The following is a 15,769-nucleotide window of genomic DNA, read 5'->3' on the forward strand; positions in this document are numbered from 1 at the left end:
TTCGGGGGCCGCCTTGACCCTGACCCACGGCCGCGCGGTCTGGCTGATGGTCGGCGTGACCCTGATGTGGGCCACGGCCGGCGTCGTCACGCGCCATCTCGAAGGTGCGCGCAGCTTCGAAGTGACCTTCTGGCGCAGCGCGTTCACCGCGCTCGCGCTGTTGCTCATCCTGCCGGCCTGGCAGGGGCGCAGCGTTTTTTCGAAGATCCGCCATGGCGGGCAGGCGCTGTGGATCTCAGGCGTCTGCTGGAGCGTGATGTTCACCGCCTTCATGGTGGCACTCACGCTGACCAGCACCGCCAATGTGCTGGTCACGCTGGCTGCCGGGCCGCTGCTGACTGCGCTGGCTGCGCGCCTCTTCATCGGCCATCGCCTGCCGCTGCGCACCTGGCTCGCCATCGCGGCGGCCGGCGTGGGCATCGGCTGGATGTACGGCACGCAAATCGGCAACGGCGAATGGCTGGGCACGTTGGTCGCGTTGTGCGTGCCCATTGCCGGTGCCGCCAACTGGACATCGGTGCAGCATGCGAACGCGCAAGGCCAGCGCATCGACCTCGTGCCCGCCGTGCTGATCGGTGCCGTGCTGTCCTCGCTGCTGACGCTGCCGCTGGCCTGGCCGCTCGAGGCCACCGGCCGGGACCTGACGCTGCTGGGCTTTCTCGGCGTGTTCCAGCTCGCGATTCCGTGCGTGATGTCGGTGCTGTGCGCCCGCGTGCTCAGTGCGCCCGAGGTGTCGCTGCTGGCCCTGCTGGAAGTCATCTTCGGCATCACGCTGGCCTGGGTCGGCGCCGGCGAGGTGCCGGGAGCGACCGTGCTGACGGGCGGCGCGATCGTGGTCGGTGCGCTGGTCGCCAACGAGTTGTCGGCGGTGCGGGCGCGGCGCGCGGGCTGAGTGTCTGTCGATCACGCATGAAAAAGCCGGCTCACGCCGGCTTTTTCATTGGCGCTCCGACGCGTTCAGGGGCGCGCGAGCTTCCAGACACCGCCGACGCCGTCGCCGGTGCGGTCGCCGGCCTTGGCATCCTTGGCCCAGTAGTAGAGCGGGGCACCCTTATAGGCCCACTGCTTCTTGCCGTCGTCGCGCACAACGACGCTGTAGTCGCCCATCGGCTTGGCGGCATCGGGAGCGACCAGTGCCGGCCAGTTGGTGATGCACGGGCCGTTGCAGGCCGACTTGCCGCTGCCGACCGCATCACGGCTGAAGGTGTAGAGCGTCATCCCGTTCGGGCCGACCAGCACGCCGTCGGCCGTGCGCGTCGGCGTATCGGGCGCCGACGCGGTCTTGTTCATCATGCCGCAGCCGGACAGCAGGGCGATGGCGAGGATGGAAGTGCTGAGCAGTTTCATGGAGGGTTCTCCTTCGGTTAAAAAACTTGTGTGACAGGGGTGGACGCGCGGGGCGTCACAGCTGACGGTACACCAGCGTGGCCAGCCGCAGCAACGCGTCGCGTGGGAGTTTCCCGGCCAGGGCATACCCGAAGCCGCCGTCGACCCAATAGAAGCTGGGGACCGGCCCGTCGGTCGAAAAACGGAAGGCCGATTCGCCGGCCTGTGTGGATGTCGTCGGGGTCTTGAGTTCGCCCAGATAGAGCGTCACGCGCTGGCCGCTGCGGTCTTCGAACATGAACTGTGCGCGCGCCCCTGCGTCGCCGGGCAGCAGCCGGCCACCCACCAGGGTGTAGCCCTCGGCGGTCAGGTCGGGGGTCTTCAGCGGCCTGTCGAGCCGGCGCGACAGCCACTGGACCAGGTGCTGTTCCTCCGCAGCCGCCACCTCGACCGGGTGGCGCTTCTCGGGCGCATACACGGCATGGGCCACGGACGCCGCATGCACGAACTCGCGCGTGGCGGGTACGCGGGCCAGTTGACCCGCGCCGCTGGCGGAGGTCCATTGCCCGTTGGCCAACCAGCCGGCGCCGAAGGCGATCAACACCGCGGCGGCCAACCCGCCCCAGCGCGTCCAACGCGCCTGGTGTGCGAAGCGGCGGTCGGCCTGGCCGGCGGCGGCGAGCAGTGCCGCTGGGATCGGTGCATCGAGGACGTCGCGGTGCAACTGGCGCAGGGCGTCACGCTGCGCTTCCCAGTCGGGAAGATCGTGGTCGGGTGGCGCAGGGTGGTTCATGGCGTGGCGGCGTTCATTTGAGTCGACGCAAGGCCGGGCGGCTGTCGGTCGATGCCGCGCCTTCCATCAGCGCGTGCAGGCGGGCACGCGCCCGCGACAGCCGCGACATCACGGTGCCCACCGGGACCGCGAGGATCCGGGCGACCTCGGCATACGACAGGTCTTCGAGCGCCACCAGCAGGAGCACGGCGCGCTGGTCGTCCGGCAGCAGCAGCAGGCAGCGCTGCAGGTCAAGCGTGCGGTCGAGGCCGGCGTCGGCCTCGTGCAGTTCATGCCCGACCTCGTCGACGTCCACCATGGCGCGTGGCGGCGCACGGCGCACCTGGTTGACGAAGACGTTGTGCATCAGCGTGAAGAGCCAGGCCCGCAGGTCGGTGCCTGCTGTCCAGAGCCGCCACTTGACGCAGGCGCGCTCGAGCGTGTCCTGCACCAGGTCGTCGGCAGCCCAGGCGTCGCCGGTCAGGGCCCGGGCGTAGCGGCGCAGGCTGGGGATGTGGTCGACGAGCGGGCGGGTGTCCATGGCGATTGCTGGATGAACACCGGGCAAGGGGCGCTTATTCCCCCGCCCTCGAAATAAACATCAGGTGCGCAGCACCCGTGTCTTGATGCGCTGCGCCGGGTTGCCGGCGTAGACCCCCCAGGGCTCGAGCGATTTGAAGGTCACGGCGCAAGCACCGAGCACGGCGCCTTCACCGACGACCACGCCCGGGCCGACGAAGGCGCCGGCGGCGATCCAGGCCTTCGCGCCGATGGTGATCGGCTTGGTCGTCAGCTGGAACACCGGCGACGTGATGTCGTGGGTGCCTGCGCACAGGTACGCGCCCTGCGACACGAGCGCGTCCGGGCCCAGGTGGATCGGCGCCATGTTGTAGCAGGTCACGTGCTGGGCCAGCACCGCGCGGTCTCCCAGGTGCAGGTGCGGCGGGTACCAGACGCGCGCGCTGCCGCGCACATCGGCACCGACACCGAGCTGGGCGCCGAAGCGCTTCAGCAGGAAACGTCGCCATGGCTTGAGCGGCGTCGGCGTCCAGGATGCGAAGAGCAACCAGGTCAGGTTCCAGGCGCCTCGCAGCAGGCGGTTCGACAGCGAGAAGCTGGGGCCGCCTTCGCTGGGATTGCTGCGGCTGGCGTCGAGCGGTTGGATGGCCATGATGTGTCGGTCCTGTCAGCGGTTCAGCGGTTGCGGCTCTTCATCGCGCGTTCGACTTCGCGCTTGCCTTCGCGGTCCTTGATGGTGTCGCGCTTGTCGTGTTCGGCCTTGCCCTTGGCCAGCGCGATTTCGCACTTCACCTTGCCGGCCTTCCAGTGCAGGTTGAGCGGCACCAGGGTGTAGCCCTTCTGCTCAATCTTGCCGGTGAGGCGGCGGATCTGTTCCTTGTGCAGCAGCAGCTTCTTGGTGCGGATCGAATCGGGCGTGGTGTGGGTCGAGGCGCTGCGCAGCGGGTTGATCTGCAGGCCCACGACGAACATCTCGCCATCGCGGATCACGACGTAGCCGTCGGTGAGCTGCACCTTGCCTTCGCGCAGCGACTTGACCTCCCAGCCTTCGAGCACGAGGCCCGCTTCGAAACGCTCTTCGAAGAAGTAGTTGTAGGAGGCCTTCTTGTTGTCGGCGATGCGGGCAGAGGAGTCTTGTTGTTTCTTGGTGGCCATGGCGGTCTCAGATGGGGGCGCATGGCATCAATACAATCGAAACGCACACACCGTGTCGATTCTATGAAAACCGTCCACAAGTCCGTTCTCATCTGGTACAGCGCTGATGAGATGTACGCCCTTGTCACCGATGTGGCCAAGTACCCCGAGTTTCTTCCGTGGTGCGACCGCGCACGCGTGATCGAACACGACGAGGCCGGCATGACCGCCGAAGTCGGGCTCGCCTTCGGCGGGCTGCGCCAGCAATTCACTACCCGCAACACGCATGTGCCGGGGCGCGAGGTGCAGCTCCAACTGGTCGACGGGCCGTTCTCCAACCTCGATGGCCTCTGGAAGTTCAACCCCGTCGGCGAAGCGGGCGAGCGCGCCTGCCGTGTGGAACTCGACCTGAGCTACGGCTTCAGTAACTTTGCGCTGCAGGCGCTTGTCGGTCCGGTGTTCGACAAGATCGCGTCCAGCCTGGTCGAGGCTTTCGTGAAGCGTGCCGAGCAGGTCTACGGAGCCCCCTGATGGTTGCCGTGACGCTGGTCTGTGCGCCGGCGCCCCGCACGGTTTTCGAGGAAGTGCTGACGCTCCCGCCGGGCGCCACCCTGGAAGACGCCGTGCGTGCGAGCGGTCTGCCGGGCCGATTCTCCGACCTGGATTGGCGCGCGCTGACGGCGGGCATCTGGGGCCGTGCCGCCGCATGGGATCACGTGTTGGCCGAAGGCGATCGGGTCGAGCTGTGCCGCGCGCTGCTGGTCGATCCGAAGGTCGCGCGGCGCGAGCGCTTCAAGCAGCAGGGTCGCAAGGGCACGGGCCTGTTCGCCCGGCGCCGCGAGGGCGGCAAGGCCGGGTACTGAAACTGGGGCTGGAGAGGGCGGCGGTGAAGCGTTGTGGCCGGAACACCGGGCGCACCGTCACTTGCAGTCGCTGTCGATGATGCTCTGCAGGCGCTGCTGCTCGGCGGCGCGTACCTTGTCGTCCATGACCTCACGCTCGCCCTGGGCGTTCAGGCGCGCCACGCGCATCCCGCTGTCGAAGGTGGCCTTGCCCTGACGGGCCCGGTTGCAGTTGTCGGCCTTGGCCTTGGCGACCTTCTGCGCTTCCGCAGCCTGCTTGGCCTTTTCCGCTTCTTCGGCCTTGCGCGTCTTTTCTTCGAGTTCCTTGTCGACGCCGCTCGGTCGGGCGGCACTCGCGGCGCTGGCGGGCGGGCGCGCCGGTTCGGAACCCGCTGCGGCCGGCTCGGCAGGTGCAGGCGCGAAGGTCGGACGTGTGCTGGGCGAGCCGGGGCGCCGCACGATGTTCTTCTCGGGCACGTCGGTGGGGGGCGCCTGGTCGCTGAAGACCTTCTTGCCGTCCTTGTCCACCCATTGCCACTGTGCGCTCGCGACCAGCGGCAGCACGCACACACCCCACAGCATCAGCAATCGCACGAATTTCATGCAGGAAGTTTAGCGCTCCCTTACGTTTTGCAATATGTTTGGGTGGTCGGGCGCCGGGTGGGAGTTGGTATTCGGGCACAGTCCGCGGTGGAACGCGGTCGCGGCGCCACGGAAGAGGGGCAACCCGGGTGCGGCGCCATGGTCGGCGGCGGGGCTCGTTACAATCCGTCTTTTGGAGCCTTCCCCATGCGCCTTCTCGGCAAAGCGCTCACCTTCGACGATGTGTTGCTGGTGCCAGCGTTCTCCCAGGTCCTGCCCAAGGACACCTCCCTCGCCACTCGACTCTCCCGAAACATCACGCTGAACCTGCCGCTGGTCTCCGCGGCGATGGACACCGTGACCGAAGCCCGCCTCGCGATCGCCATCGCGCAGGAAGGCGGCATGGGCATCGTCCACAAGAACCTCACGGCACAGCAGCAGGCGGCCGAGGTTTCCAAGGTCAAGCGCTACGAGTCCGGTGTGCTGCGCGACCCGGTGGTCATCACCCCCACGCACACGGTGCGCGAGGTGATGGCGCTGTCGGAGCAGCTCGGCATCTCCGGCTTCCCGGTGGTTGATGCCGGCAAGGTGGTCGGCATCGTGACCGGCCGCGACCTGCGCTTCGAGACCCGCTACAACGCGCCCGTCAGCGAAATCATGACGCCGCGCGACAAGCTCATCACGGTGCCCGACGGCACCACGCTGGCCGACGCCAAGGCGCTGCTCAACAAGTACAAGCTCGAACGCCTGCTGGTGATCGACAACGCCTTCGAGCTCAAGGGCCTGATCACGGTGAAGGACATCACCAAGCAGACCACGTTCCCGAATGCAGCGCGCGACGCCACCGGTCGGCTTCGCGTGGGTGCCGCCGTGGGCGTGGGCGAGGGCACCGAGGAGCGCGTAGAAGCGCTGGTGCGTGCCGGCGTCGACGCCATCGTCGTCGACACGGCGCACGGACACAGCAAGGGCGTGATCGACCGCGTTCGCTGGGTGAAGCAGAACTACCCGCAGGTCGACGTGATCGGCGGCAACATCGCCACCGGCGACGCCGCGCGTGCCTTGGCGGATGCCGGCGCCGATGCGGTCAAGGTCGGTATCGGCCCGGGCTCCATCTGCACCACCCGCATCGTCGCGGGCGTGGGTGTGCCACAGATCATGGCGGTCGACAGCGTGGCCACCGCGCTGCAGGGCACGGGTGTGCCGCTGATCTCCGATGGCGGCGTGCGCTACTCGGGCGACATCGCCAAGGCGATCGCCGCGGGTGCCGGGACCGTGATGATGGGCAGCATGTTTGCCGGCACCGAAGAGGCGCCGGGCGAAATCGTGCTGTACCAGGGCCGCAGCTACAAGAGCTACCGCGGCATGGGCTCCATCGGTGCCATGCAGCAAGGCAGTGCCGACCGCTACTTCCAGGAGTCGAGCACCGGCAATCCCAACACCGACAAGCTCGTGCCCGAAGGCATCGAAGGCCGGGTGCCGTACAAGGGCTCGATCGTTTCGATCATCTACCAGATGGCCGGCGGCGTTCGCGCCAGCATGGGCTACTGCGGCTGCGCCACGATTGCGGACATGCAGAACAAGGCCGAGTTCGTCGAGATCACGACGGCAGGCATCCGCGAGAGCCACGTGCACGACGTGCAGATCACCAAGGAAGCGCCGAACTACCGCGCTGAGTGACCTTGATTCTGGCCCGACTTTCCGAGTCGGGCCAGATCATGGGTAGAATTCGGGCCAGACTTTTTAATTCTGGCCCCAATGCAATCCATCGGTATCGCTGAAGCCAAGAACAACTTCTCGGCCCTGATCGACCTGGTCGAGAAGGGCGAAGAGGTTCGCATCACGCGCCACGGCAAAGAGGTGGTGCGGATGCTGCCGGTGCGCCGCAAGCCGGTGATCACCGACGAGCAGATCGAGCGCGAGCTCGGCCAGATCGATGCGCTGCATGCGTCGATCCGCCCCGGGCTCACCGCGCGTGCGCTGCGTGAAGAAGGGCGGCAGTCGTGACCGCCTTCGTGATGGACGCCTCGGTCACCGCCGCCTGGCTGCTGCCGGACCAAGCCAACCTGCACACCCGCAAGCTCTACGCCGCCATTCGCCGCGACGAGGTGGAGCCGCAGGCGCCCAACGCCTGGCAATGGGAATGCGCCAACATCCTTGCCAATGGCGTGCGCAGCGGCCGCATCCCCTCATCCGCGGTCGAAGGGCTCTGGAGCGTGCTCGATGCCATTCGCCACCGGGTGGAACTGCACGAACTTGCGCCCGCGCAGCACAAGGCCGTGCTGGCCGTCGCCATCGATGCCGACGTGTCGCTCTACGACGCCGGCTACCTCTGGCTCGCCCGTTCGCTCGACCTCCCGCTCGCCACCCTCGACGAGCAACTCATTCAGGCTGCGCCCCATGCCGGCGTGAAGCTGTTCGACATTTCAACGCTCTGAGTCCATGCCCATGCAACACGACAAGATCCTCATCCTCGACTTCGGTTCGCAAGTCACCCAACTGATCGCGCGCCGCGTGCGCGAAGCGCATGTGCTGAGCGAAGTGCACCCGTGCGACGTTACCGACGACTGGGTGCGGGAATACGCGGCCGACGGCCACCTCAAGGGCGTGATCCTGTCGGGCAGCCACGCCAGCGTGTACGAAGAGACCACCGACAAGTGCCCCCAGGCCGTGTTCGATCTCGGCGTGCCGGTGCTGGGCATCTGCTACGGCATGCAGACCATGGCGCACCAGCTCGGCGGCAAGGTCGAAAGCGGCCACAAGCGCGAGTTCGGCTTTGCGGCCGTGCGCGCCCATGGCCACACTGCGCTTCTGGAAAACATCGCCGACTTCACGACGCCCGAAGGCCACGGCCTGCTGAACGTGTGGATGAGCCACGGCGACAAGGTCACCGCGCTGCCGCCCGGCTTCAAGCTGATGGCCAGCACCGACAGCTGCCCCATCGCCGGCATGGCCGACGAAGCGCGCCGCTACTACGGCGTGCAGTTCCACCCCGAAGTGACGCACACCGTGCAGGGCAAGGCGGTCCTTGAGCGCTTTGTGCTCGGCATCTGCGAAGCGAAGCCCGACTGGGTGATGCGCGACCATATCGCCGAAGCGGTGCAGAAGATCCGCGAGCAGGTGGGCGACGAGGAAGTCATCCTCGGTTTGTCGGGCGGCGTCGATTCGTCGGTGGCCGCCGCGCTCATCCACCGCGCGATCGGCGATCAGCTCACTTGCGTGTTCGTCGACCATGGCCTGCTGCGCCTGAACGAGGGCGACCTCGTCATGGAGATGTTCGAGGGCAAGCTCAACGCGAAGGTGATCCGCGTCGACGCCAGCGACCTGTTCCTCGGCAAGCTCGCCGGCGTGAGCGACCCCGAAGCCAAGCGCAAGATCATCGGCGGCGAGTTCGTCACCGTGTTCAAGCAGGAAGCCGCCAAGCTGAAGGCCGGCGATGGAGGCCACAAGGGCGCGACCTTCCTGGCGCAAGGCACCATCTACCCCGACGTCATCGAGTCGGGTGGCGCCAAGAGCAAGAAGGCCGTCACCATCAAGAGCCACCACAACGTGGGCGGCTTGCCCGAGCAACTCGGGCTCAAGCTGCTCGAACCACTCCGTGACCTGTTCAAAGACGAGGTGCGCGAGCTTGGCGTCGCGCTCGGTCTGCCACCCGAGATGGTCTACCGCCATCCGTTCCCCGGCCCCGGCCTGGGCGTGCGCATCCTCGGCGAAGTGAAGAAGGAATACGCCGATCTGCTGCGCCGCGCCGATGCGATCTTCATCGAAGAGCTGCGCAACTTCGTCGACCCGGAAACCGGCAAGAGCTGGTACGACCTCACCAGCCAGGCGTTCACCGTGTTCCTGCCGGTCAAAAGCGTCGGCGTGATGGGCGACGGCCGCACCTACGACTATGTGGTCGCGCTGCGTGCGGTGCAGACCAGCGACTTCATGACCGCCGACTGGGCCGAGCTGCCCTATGCGCTGCTCAAGAAGGTGTCGGGGCGGATCATCAACGAGGTGCGCGGGATCAACCGCGTGACCTACGACGTGTCGAGCAAGCCGCCTGCGACGATCGAGTGGGAGTGAGGTGAGGGCGCCCATGCGGCTGCCCACGACAGTTCCCTGCAGTCTCAAGTCACGCTTCGCGCCGGCAGTGCCAACCGTGGCTTGCCCAGCACTTGCGTGGCCACCCGCGACGCGAACCGCCGCGTCAAGAAACGCACGCCGAAGCACGACAGCTTGTTGAACAGCCGGGCACCACCGTACGCTTGCCGCGCAGCATCGCGCGGATTGCGGCGTGCGCCACGAACTCCGCGCTCTTCGTCGACGCGTTCGCGATCCACGAGTAGTCGCCCCCGCCGGACGCGGCGTGGAACGCAGTTGCGGTGCCGCCCGGGCAGATGCAGGTCACCGACAGCAACGTGCCGTGGTGCTCGTCATGGAGGCCCTCGCTGAAGTTGCGCACGAACGCCTTCGACGCGGCGTACAGCGCCATGTTCGGCACAGACTGGTATGCGCCGGTCGACGCGATGTTCACCAGGTACGCGGGTCCAGTGCTTGACTTGTGCGCACTGACGAAGCATCGCGCGAGCGCGACCAGCGAGGTCATGTTGAGCTGGACGAGTTCCGCGTCGCGCGCCCAGTCGACCTCGTCGAACCGGCGGAAATAGCCGAACCCGGCGTTGTTGATCAGGATGTCGATCGGACCGCTGGCGATCGCGGCGTCCCACAGCGCGCGCGCGGCATCAGGCTTGCCGAGATCTGCGGTGACGATTTCGACCTTCACGCCCTTGCAGGTCGCGGCGACCGCATCGAGTGCGTCTCGGCGCCGCGCCGTCAGCACCAGGTCAACGCCGAGCGTCGCGAGCTCACGCGCGATAGCCGCGCCGATGCCGCTGGATGCGCCGGTCACCAGCGCGCGCTTGCCAATGTTGGCGGCTTTGTACGTACTCAAATCATTCTCCTGGTGTGTGGACCGGCCAAGGAAACCCAAGGCCTGGGCGCTTCGCGCGGCGCTACATCATTTGCACCACGACCTTGCCCTTGGCGCGCCCACTGTCTGCGTAGGCCAGCGCTTGGTGGGTGTCTTCGAACGGGAAGACTTTGTCGACGACTGGGCGGATGGCGCCTGCTTCGATGAGGGACGTGATCTCGCGCAACTGCGCCCCATCGGCCCGCATGAAGACAAAGGTGTATTCGCCGCCGTTCTTCCTTGCCTTTTTCCGGATGCCGAAACTCAGCAGGCGCAGCACCTGTTGCAGCGGCCAGGCCAGCCCTCGGGCGGCGGCGAACGCCGGGGTGGGTGGCCCGGAGATGGAGATGAGATGCCCGCCCGGCTTGAGAACCTGGAGGGATTTCTTCAGCGCGTCGTTGCCGAGGCTGTTCAGTACCACGTCGTAGTCACGAAGCACCGTGGCGAAGTCATGCTGCTTGTAGTTGATGACGACGTCCGCGCCCAAGGCTTTCACCCAGGCGATGTTGGCCGTGCTGGTGGTCGTGGCCACGAACGCCCCGAGGTGCTTGGCGAGCTGGATGGCGATGGTGCCGACGCCGCCGGAGCCGGCATGGATCAGCACCTTCTGCCCCGGTTTCAGCTGGGCGGTTTCGACCAGCGTCTGCCAGGCCGTCAGGGCCACCAGAGGAAGGGCGGCGGCCTCGACCATGCTGAGATTCCTGGGCTTCGGCGCCAGCGACGATTCCTTGACGGCAATGAACTCGGCGAAGGTGCCGATGCGATCATCGTCGGGGCGCGCATAGACCTCGTCGCCCGGTTTGAAGCTGCGAACGCGAGCGCCGACCCGCACGACCGTACCGGCCATGTCGTTGCCCAGGATCAGCGGCAGGCGATAGGGAAGGATCAGTTTGAATTCGCCGCTCTTGATCTTCGTGTCCAGAGGATTGATGCTCGCCGCGTGGATCCGGACCAGAACGTCGTCGTCCCGCACCTCGGGTTCGGGTATTTCGCCGATGCGGCCCGCTTCTTTGCTGCCGTACCGATCGATGATGAATGCTTTCATGGGGGATTTTTTCCAGCGTTTTTGATTGTTCAGTCATTGAGGAAGGCCAGCGCCTGGGGCACGAACTCGCTGTGGTACTGGAAGATCCCGCCATGCCCGGCGTCCTTGTAGATGACCCGCTGTGCGCCGGGAATGCGACGCGCCAGGTCGTGGCTGTTCACGGTGGGCACCATGATGTCGTTGTCGCCATTGGCGATCAGCACAGGGATGCGGATGCCGCCCAGGTCCTGGGGCGCCTGCCGGCCCCAGGCCTTGATCGCCTTCAGCTGCCGGAGGAAGGCACTGGGCGTCGGCCCCTGGTCCCTACCAGCCTTGCGCTCCTTCAGTCGCTCCAGGAAGGCTTTTGCGGCTTGACGACCCTTGGCCGTGGAGGTGAAGAACAGGTAGGTCTTTGGATCGCGCAGCGTCAACAAGCCCTTGGCCATCAACGGCCAGGAGACCGCGCCGACCTCGTCGATGCCTTGGCCGCCTGCCGGCCCCGTGCCGGTCAGGATGAGTCGGCGCACCAGGCCGGGGGCTTTCAGCACGATGTCCTGTGCCACGAATCCACCGAGTGAGAAGCCAAGCAGATGGACCTTCTCGAAACCCAGTGTGCGAATCAGTGCGATCACATCCTGCGCCATCGCATCGATGGTCACCGGTGCCGTTCCGCCTGAAGCGCCGATCCCCCGGTAGTCGACGGCGATGGTGCGATGCCTGCGGGCAAGTCCATCGACGATCCGCGGGTCGAAGTTGTCGAGGACCGCGCCCCAGTGGTTGAGCAGGACCAGCGGCACGCCACTGCGCGGCCCCAGGTCGCGGTACGCGAATGCCGTCCCGTCCACATCGATCGATCGGTTGGGGGCGTCGATGTAGGGCATGTGCGATGCCGGTTGCCGGTCGATAGGGGTCATGGTCTTTTCAGGGGGCTTCGTGTGGCGCGGCGAATCGAGGCGCGTCAGCGCCACCGCGTTGGCAGTCAGGCGTTCACGTCGACGACGGTGCGCCCCTGAACCTTCCCTGCAAGTACCTGGCCGGCGACTTCAGGACCTCTGTCAGGCCGATCACCTGTGGTCCGTGCAAGATAGGTCGATGATGTCCTTTGCCGCTTCAGGCGGCCGTTCGATAGCGCTCGGCCACATGCGCCTGTCGGATGTCCGCGAGCAGGGTCTGTCGTGCCGTGTTCAGCACCTCCCAGCGCGCGGCATCATGCAGCGGCGGGATGGTCACGAGTTCGCGGCGGTCGAAGCCGGCCAGCGCGGCATCCACCAGCGCATCCGCCGCCATCAATTCAGGCATCGCACTGGTATCGATGCCCGCGCGCTCCCAAATTTCGGTACGGGTGCCGGCAGGCAACACCGCCTGCACATAGACCCCCTTGGGCGTGAGCTCCAGGCTCAGCCCCTGGGACAGGAACAGGACGAAGGCCTTGGTCGCGCCATAGACCGACATGCCGAACTCGGGCGCCAGGCCGACCACCGAGCCGATGTTGACGATCGCGCCTTTGCCGGCCTGCGCCAGGCGCGGGGCGATGGCACTCGCCAGCCTGACCAGCGCGGTGGTGTTGAGCGTGACCAGACGGGCGACATCGTCTGTCGATTGGTCGATGAAGTGGCCGGGCAGTGCGGCCCCGGCGTTGTTGATCAGGGTGCCGATCCTGGCGTCCTCGCGCAGGCGCGCCTCGACGGCGGCCAGGTCGTCGGGCTGGGTCAGGTCGGCCGGGAGGATATCCACGACAGCGCCGGTTTCCGCACGCAGGCGTGCCGCGAGCGTTTCCAGGCGTGCGTTGTCGCGTGCCACCAGCACCAGGTCGTGGCCGCGGCGTGCGAAGCGCTCGGCATAGATGGCGCCAATGCCGGTCGAGGCGCCCGTGATGAGAACAGTGGAAGGGGAGGTCATGTGTTTTCTCTTGGTCGAAAAGGTGAGGCCATGCCGCGATATGCAGCACGAAAAGCCGACTATCGGACGCTGGAATCAGCGAGGGTCGGATAGTCGATGTAGCCCTGGGCGCCGCCGCCATAGAGCGTGGCGGGATCCAGCGTCGTGAGGGGGGCACCGATCTGCAGTCTTTCGACCAGATCGGGGTTGCTGATGAAGGGGCGGCCGAAGGCGAACAGGTCGGCCTTCCCCTCGATCAGGCGGGCGTTGGCCAGTTCGAGGCCATACCCGTTGTTGGCCAGGTAGGTGTTCTTGAAGCGGGTGCGCAATGCATCGAAATCGAACGGCGCGGCATCGCGGGGGCCACCGGTGGTGCCTTCGACCACGTGCAGGTAGACGATGCCCAGTGCACTGAGTTGCTCGGCGATGTAGTCGTACTGCGGCTGCGGATCGCTGCAGGAAATGGCGCCGGCCGACGACACCGGCGAGAGGCGCACACCGGTGCGTTCGGCACCGATCTCCTTCGCCACAGCCGCCGTGACTTCGAGCAGCAGGCGCGCGCGGTTCTCGATGGAGCCGCCGTACGCGTCCGTGCGGGCATTGGCGCCGTCCTTGATGAACTGTTCGAGCAGATAGCCGTTGGCACCGTGGATCTCGACGCCGTCGAAGCCCGCGGCGATCGCGTTGGCCGCAGCCTGGCGGAAATCCTCGACGATGCCCGGAAGCTCATCCAAGGTCAGCGCACGTGGCTCGGAGACGTCGTGAAAACCATTGTTGACGAAGGTCTTGGTCGCGGCGCGGATGGCAGAGGGCGCCACCGGCGCGGTGCCACCAGGCCGCAGGTCGACGTGGGAAATGCGGCCCACGTGCCACAACTGGACGAAGATCCGCCCGCCCTTGGCGTGAACAGCGTCGGTCACCTTGCGCCAGCCGTCGATCTGCGGCTGGGTGTAGAGGCCCGGCGTGTCCTGGTAACCCTGGGCATCGGCCGAGATCTGGGTGGCCTCGGCGATGAGGAGGCCCGCCGAGGCGCGTTGACTGTAGTAGGTGGCGGCGTGCTCGCTGGGGACCAGACCCGCACCCGCACGATTGCGCGTCAGCGGCGCCATCACGATGCGGTTGGCCAGTGTGAGCGAGCCCAGTGTGTAGGGTTCGAAAAGCGTTTTGTGAGTCATGCTGGTTTGCTGTGTCGTCGTTGATGCGTCAAGCCGCGGAAATGCTGGGCGAGGGCGGGAGCGGTCAGGTGGGGATCGCTCCGGTCCAGAAGCCTTTCAAGGGAAGATGATTTAATGATGTCAATCATCATCTTTGCTGTCAAGGACTTTGATGATAAGTAACATCAATGTATATTCATTGCTTCCGCCGATGGCACATCGAGAGAGTTCCTGGACATGAAGGTCACCAAAGCGCAGGCCCAGGCGAACCGGGCGCACATCGTCGAAACGGCCTCTGCGCTGTTTCGCGAGCGTGGTTACGACGGGGTGGGGATCGCGGACTTGATGGCGACCGCGGGCTTCACGCACGGCGGGTTCTACAAGCACTTCGGGTCCAAGGCCGATCTGATGGCGGAAGCCGCGACCTGTGGTTTTGCCCAGTCGGCCGCCAAAGCCGAAGGGGTCGATCCGGGGGAGTTCGTCAAGCACTACCTGTCCCGTGAGCACCGGGACGCTCGTGGTGAAGGTTGCACGATGGCCGCGCTATGCGGAGACGCTGCGCGTCAGCCAGCGTCGATCAAGACGGCTTTTGCGACCGGCGTTGAGGGCATGCTGGCGAACCTGGAAAACCAGTCCAGCGCGCCGAAGGACAGGCAACGGGAAGGGGTCCTGCGCGCCGCGCATATCGACGTCATTGCGCAGGTGATCGGCGCCGTGGTGCTGTCGCGGGCGTGTCCTGACGACTCGCCGCTCGCCGATGAGATTCTGGATGTCTGCCGTGCGGCCGTCCTGTCGAGGCTGTCGGCTGCACCTGATGCGTAGCTGACGCGGCGAACCGGATCGCCCGGTCCGGCTCGCCCCTGCATGCAGCCCCGGCGGCTGCGTCGCCTCAGCTGCTCAGGGCGGTCAGGGCGCGCTGCGTGATCTCGTCGACCGTGCCGACACCACTGATGGCGCGGTACTTGGGGGCGACGGACGGCTCGGCCTTGGCCCAGTCGGCGTAGTAGTCAACCAGCGGACGGGTCTGCTGGCTGTAGACGTCGAGCCGCTTGCGCACGGTCTCTTCCTTGTCGTCTTCGCGCTGCACCAGGTCTTCGCCGGTCGCGTCGTCCTTGCCGTCCACCTTCGGCGGATTGAACTTGACGTGGTAGATCCGGCCCGACGCCGGGTGCGAACGACGGCCGCTCATGCGCTCGATGATGTCGGCGAAGGGCACGTCGATCTCGAGCACGTAGTCGAGCTTGACGCCGGCCGCGCGCATGGCATCGGCCTGCGGAAGGGTGCGCGGAAAGCCGTCGAACAGAAAGCCGCTCGCGCAATCGGGCAACGCAATGCGTTCCTTGACGAGGTTGATGATCAGGTCATCGCTCACCAGCGCGCCCGAGGCCATCACGGCCTTGGCCTCCAGGCCCAGCGGCGTGCCGGCCTTGACGGCGGCGCGCAGCATGTCGCCCGTCGAGATTTGCGGGATGTTGTACTTCTTGCAGATGAAAGCGGCTTGCGTGCCTTTGCCTGCCCCGGGGGCGCCCAACAAAATCAGTCTCATGGTGTCCTCGGACGGTTCTTAGATTTCTGTCGCGCCGAGCC

20 protein-coding genes are annotated in these 15,769 nt (G+C 66.4%); 8 read left to right on the top strand and 12 right to left on the bottom strand.

What is annotated here, in order from left to right; translation table 11 throughout:
- Window positions 1-13 precede the first annotated feature (13 nt).
- Entirely contained in the window at window positions 14-892 is an 879-nt protein-coding gene (locus ACSFA2_RS16920) for a DMT family transporter (RefSeq protein ID WP_435456474.1), read from the top strand.
- 65 nt (window positions 893-957) lie between these two features.
- Here the strand turns inward: ACSFA2_RS16920 and ACSFA2_RS16925 are convergent, their stop codons facing one another.
- From ACSFA2_RS16925 to smpB, 5 genes are read right to left on the bottom strand one after another with little or no spacing between them, the layout of a single operon-like run.
- Window positions 958-1,347 carry a COG4315 family predicted lipoprotein gene (locus ACSFA2_RS16925; protein ID WP_435456475.1) on the bottom strand — a complete coding sequence of 130 codons (390 nt, stop codon included), beginning with the start codon at window positions 1,345-1,347 and terminating at the stop codon, window positions 958-960.
- 55 nt (window positions 1,348-1,402) lie between these two features.
- Window positions 1,403-2,119, bottom strand: coding sequence for an anti-sigma factor family protein (locus ACSFA2_RS16930; RefSeq protein WP_435456476.1), 717 nt, complete (start codon window positions 2,117-2,119; stop codon window positions 1,403-1,405).
- Between the two features lie 13 nt (window positions 2,120-2,132).
- A complete protein-coding gene (locus tag ACSFA2_RS16935; protein ID WP_435456477.1) occupies window positions 2,133-2,639 on the bottom strand; it encodes a sigma-70 family RNA polymerase sigma factor in 507 nt (168 codons plus the stop codon).
- A 60-nt stretch (window positions 2,640-2,699) separates the two neighbouring features.
- Entirely contained in the window at window positions 2,700-3,269 is a 570-nt protein-coding gene (locus ACSFA2_RS16940; RefSeq protein ID WP_435456478.1) for an LbetaH domain-containing protein, read from the bottom strand.
- A 23-nt stretch (window positions 3,270-3,292) separates the two neighbouring features.
- On the bottom strand, window positions 3,293-3,772 hold the full coding sequence (smpB, locus tag ACSFA2_RS16945; protein ID WP_286645938.1) for an SsrA-binding protein SmpB: 480 nt from the start codon (window positions 3,770-3,772) through the stop codon (window positions 3,293-3,295).
- 63 nt (window positions 3,773-3,835) lie between these two features.
- Between smpB and ACSFA2_RS16950 the strand changes: the two genes are divergently transcribed.
- Complete coding sequence (locus tag ACSFA2_RS16950; protein WP_435456479.1) at window positions 3,836-4,282, top strand: type II toxin-antitoxin system RatA family toxin; 447 nt, start codon at window positions 3,836-3,838, stop codon at window positions 4,280-4,282.
- Window positions 4,282-4,614: an RnfH family protein gene (locus ACSFA2_RS16955; RefSeq protein WP_435456480.1), complete on the top strand. Its 333-nt coding sequence runs from the start codon at window positions 4,282-4,284 to the stop codon at window positions 4,612-4,614. The genes ACSFA2_RS16950 and ACSFA2_RS16955 overlap by 1 nt, the downstream gene beginning before the upstream one ends.
- A gap of 57 nt (window positions 4,615-4,671) precedes the next feature.
- Here the strand turns inward: ACSFA2_RS16955 and ACSFA2_RS16960 are convergent, their stop codons facing one another.
- Window positions 4,672-5,196 (bottom strand): DUF4124 domain-containing protein, encoded by a 525-nt coding sequence (locus ACSFA2_RS16960; protein ID WP_435456481.1) that lies wholly within the window; start codon window positions 5,194-5,196, stop codon window positions 4,672-4,674.
- Window positions 5,197-5,382: 186 nt separating this feature from the next.
- On the opposite strand from ACSFA2_RS16960, the gene guaB reads away from it, so the two are divergent.
- From guaB to guaA, 4 genes are all read left to right on the top strand, one after another.
- Entirely contained in the window at window positions 5,383-6,852 is a 1,470-nt protein-coding gene (guaB, locus tag ACSFA2_RS16965) for an IMP dehydrogenase (RefSeq protein ID WP_435456482.1), read from the top strand.
- Window positions 6,853-6,930: 78 nt separating this feature from the next.
- Window positions 6,931-7,179, top strand: coding sequence for a type II toxin-antitoxin system Phd/YefM family antitoxin (locus tag ACSFA2_RS16970; protein ID WP_435456483.1), 249 nt, complete (start codon window positions 6,931-6,933; stop codon window positions 7,177-7,179).
- Between the two features lie 11 nt (window positions 7,180-7,190).
- Window positions 7,191-7,610, top strand: coding sequence for a type II toxin-antitoxin system VapC family toxin (locus ACSFA2_RS16975; protein ID WP_435456543.1), 420 nt, complete (start codon window positions 7,191-7,193; stop codon window positions 7,608-7,610).
- 10 nt (window positions 7,611-7,620) lie between these two features.
- Entirely contained in the window at window positions 7,621-9,240 is a 1,620-nt protein-coding gene (gene guaA / locus ACSFA2_RS16980; RefSeq protein WP_435456484.1) for a glutamine-hydrolyzing GMP synthase, read from the top strand.
- Window positions 9,241-9,364: 124 nt separating this feature from the next.
- On the opposite strand, the gene ACSFA2_RS16985 is transcribed toward guaA, so the two are convergent.
- The 5 genes from ACSFA2_RS16985 to ACSFA2_RS17005 all read right to left on the bottom strand — a co-directional run bounded on the left by ACSFA2_RS16985 (window position 9,365) and on the right by ACSFA2_RS17005 (window position 14,203).
- Window positions 9,365-10,108 (bottom strand): SDR family NAD(P)-dependent oxidoreductase, encoded by a 744-nt coding sequence (locus tag ACSFA2_RS16985; RefSeq protein WP_435456485.1) that lies wholly within the window; start codon window positions 10,106-10,108, stop codon window positions 9,365-9,367.
- 61 nt (window positions 10,109-10,169) lie between these two features.
- Window positions 10,170-11,171: an NADP-dependent oxidoreductase gene (locus ACSFA2_RS16990; protein WP_435456486.1), complete on the bottom strand. Its 1,002-nt coding sequence runs from the start codon at window positions 11,169-11,171 to the stop codon at window positions 10,170-10,172.
- A gap of 29 nt (window positions 11,172-11,200) precedes the next feature.
- A complete protein-coding gene (locus tag ACSFA2_RS16995) occupies window positions 11,201-12,031 on the bottom strand; it encodes an alpha/beta fold hydrolase (protein WP_435456544.1) in 831 nt (276 codons plus the stop codon).
- 229 nt (window positions 12,032-12,260) lie between these two features.
- Window positions 12,261-13,049, bottom strand: coding sequence for an SDR family NAD(P)-dependent oxidoreductase (locus tag ACSFA2_RS17000; protein WP_435456487.1), 789 nt, complete (start codon window positions 13,047-13,049; stop codon window positions 12,261-12,263).
- 59 nt (window positions 13,050-13,108) lie between these two features.
- Window positions 13,109-14,203, bottom strand: coding sequence for an alkene reductase (locus ACSFA2_RS17005; RefSeq protein WP_435456488.1), 1,095 nt, complete (start codon window positions 14,201-14,203; stop codon window positions 13,109-13,111).
- Between the two features lie 216 nt (window positions 14,204-14,419).
- On the opposite strand from ACSFA2_RS17005, the gene ACSFA2_RS17010 reads away from it, so the two are divergent.
- Window positions 14,420-15,004: a TetR/AcrR family transcriptional regulator gene (locus ACSFA2_RS17010; protein WP_435456489.1), complete on the top strand. Its 585-nt coding sequence runs from the start codon at window positions 14,420-14,422 to the stop codon at window positions 15,002-15,004.
- 67 nt (window positions 15,005-15,071) lie between these two features.
- On the opposite strand, the gene adk is transcribed toward ACSFA2_RS17010, so the two are convergent.
- Window positions 15,072-15,728, bottom strand: a complete 657-nt coding sequence (gene adk / locus ACSFA2_RS17015; protein WP_435456490.1) for an adenylate kinase — start codon at window positions 15,726-15,728, stop codon at window positions 15,072-15,074.
- Window positions 15,729-15,769: the final 41 nt, after the last annotated feature.

The organism is Variovorax cryoconiti (assembly GCF_051216395.1).
In the GTDB taxonomy this organism is placed as follows: domain Bacteria; phylum Pseudomonadota; class Gammaproteobacteria; order Burkholderiales; family Burkholderiaceae_C; genus Variovorax.

Excerpts from the sequence above, each read along its gene's own strand:
- ACSFA2_RS16925 (WP_435456475.1), bottom strand. The coding sequence starts at position 1,347 with ATGAAACTGCTCAGCACTTCCATCCTCGCCATCGCCCTGCTGTCCGGC.
- ACSFA2_RS16930 (WP_435456476.1), bottom strand. The coding sequence starts at position 2,119 with ATGAACCACCCTGCGCCACCCGACCACGATCTTCCCGACTGGGAAGCG.
- ACSFA2_RS16935 (WP_435456477.1), bottom strand. The coding sequence starts at position 2,639 with ATGGACACCCGCCCGCTCGTCGACCACATCCCCAGCCTGCGCCGCTAC.
- ACSFA2_RS16940 (WP_435456478.1), bottom strand. The coding sequence starts at position 3,269 with ATGGCCATCCAACCGCTCGACGCCAGCCGCAGCAATCCCAGCGAAGGC.
- smpB (WP_286645938.1), bottom strand. The coding sequence starts at position 3,772 with ATGGCCACCAAGAAACAACAAGACTCCTCTGCCCGCATCGCCGACAAC.
- ACSFA2_RS16950 (WP_435456479.1), top strand. The coding sequence starts at position 3,836 with ATGAAAACCGTCCACAAGTCCGTTCTCATCTGGTACAGCGCTGATGAG.
- ACSFA2_RS16955 (WP_435456480.1), top strand. The coding sequence starts at position 4,282 with ATGGTTGCCGTGACGCTGGTCTGTGCGCCGGCGCCCCGCACGGTTTTC.
- ACSFA2_RS16960 (WP_435456481.1), bottom strand. The coding sequence starts at position 5,196 with ATGAAATTCGTGCGATTGCTGATGCTGTGGGGTGTGTGCGTGCTGCCG.
- guaB (WP_435456482.1), top strand. The coding sequence starts at position 5,383 with ATGCGCCTTCTCGGCAAAGCGCTCACCTTCGACGATGTGTTGCTGGTG.
- ACSFA2_RS16970 (WP_435456483.1), top strand. The coding sequence starts at position 6,931 with ATGCAATCCATCGGTATCGCTGAAGCCAAGAACAACTTCTCGGCCCTG.
- ACSFA2_RS16975 (WP_435456543.1), top strand. The coding sequence starts at position 7,191 with ATGGACGCCTCGGTCACCGCCGCCTGGCTGCTGCCGGACCAAGCCAAC.
- guaA (WP_435456484.1), top strand. The coding sequence starts at position 7,621 with ATGCAACACGACAAGATCCTCATCCTCGACTTCGGTTCGCAAGTCACC.
- ACSFA2_RS16990 (WP_435456486.1), bottom strand. The coding sequence starts at position 11,171 with ATGAAAGCATTCATCATCGATCGGTACGGCAGCAAAGAAGCGGGCCGC.
- ACSFA2_RS16995 (WP_435456544.1), bottom strand. The coding sequence starts at position 12,031 with ATGCCCTACATCGACGCCCCCAACCGATCGATCGATGTGGACGGGACG.
- ACSFA2_RS17000 (WP_435456487.1), bottom strand. The coding sequence starts at position 13,049 with ATGACCTCCCCTTCCACTGTTCTCATCACGGGCGCCTCGACCGGCATT.
- ACSFA2_RS17005 (WP_435456488.1), bottom strand. The coding sequence starts at position 14,203 with ATGACTCACAAAACGCTTTTCGAACCCTACACACTGGGCTCGCTCACA.
- ACSFA2_RS17010 (WP_435456489.1), top strand. The coding sequence starts at position 14,420 with ATGAAGGTCACCAAAGCGCAGGCCCAGGCGAACCGGGCGCACATCGTC.
- adk (WP_435456490.1), bottom strand. The coding sequence starts at position 15,728 with ATGAGACTGATTTTGTTGGGCGCCCCCGGGGCAGGCAAAGGCACGCAA.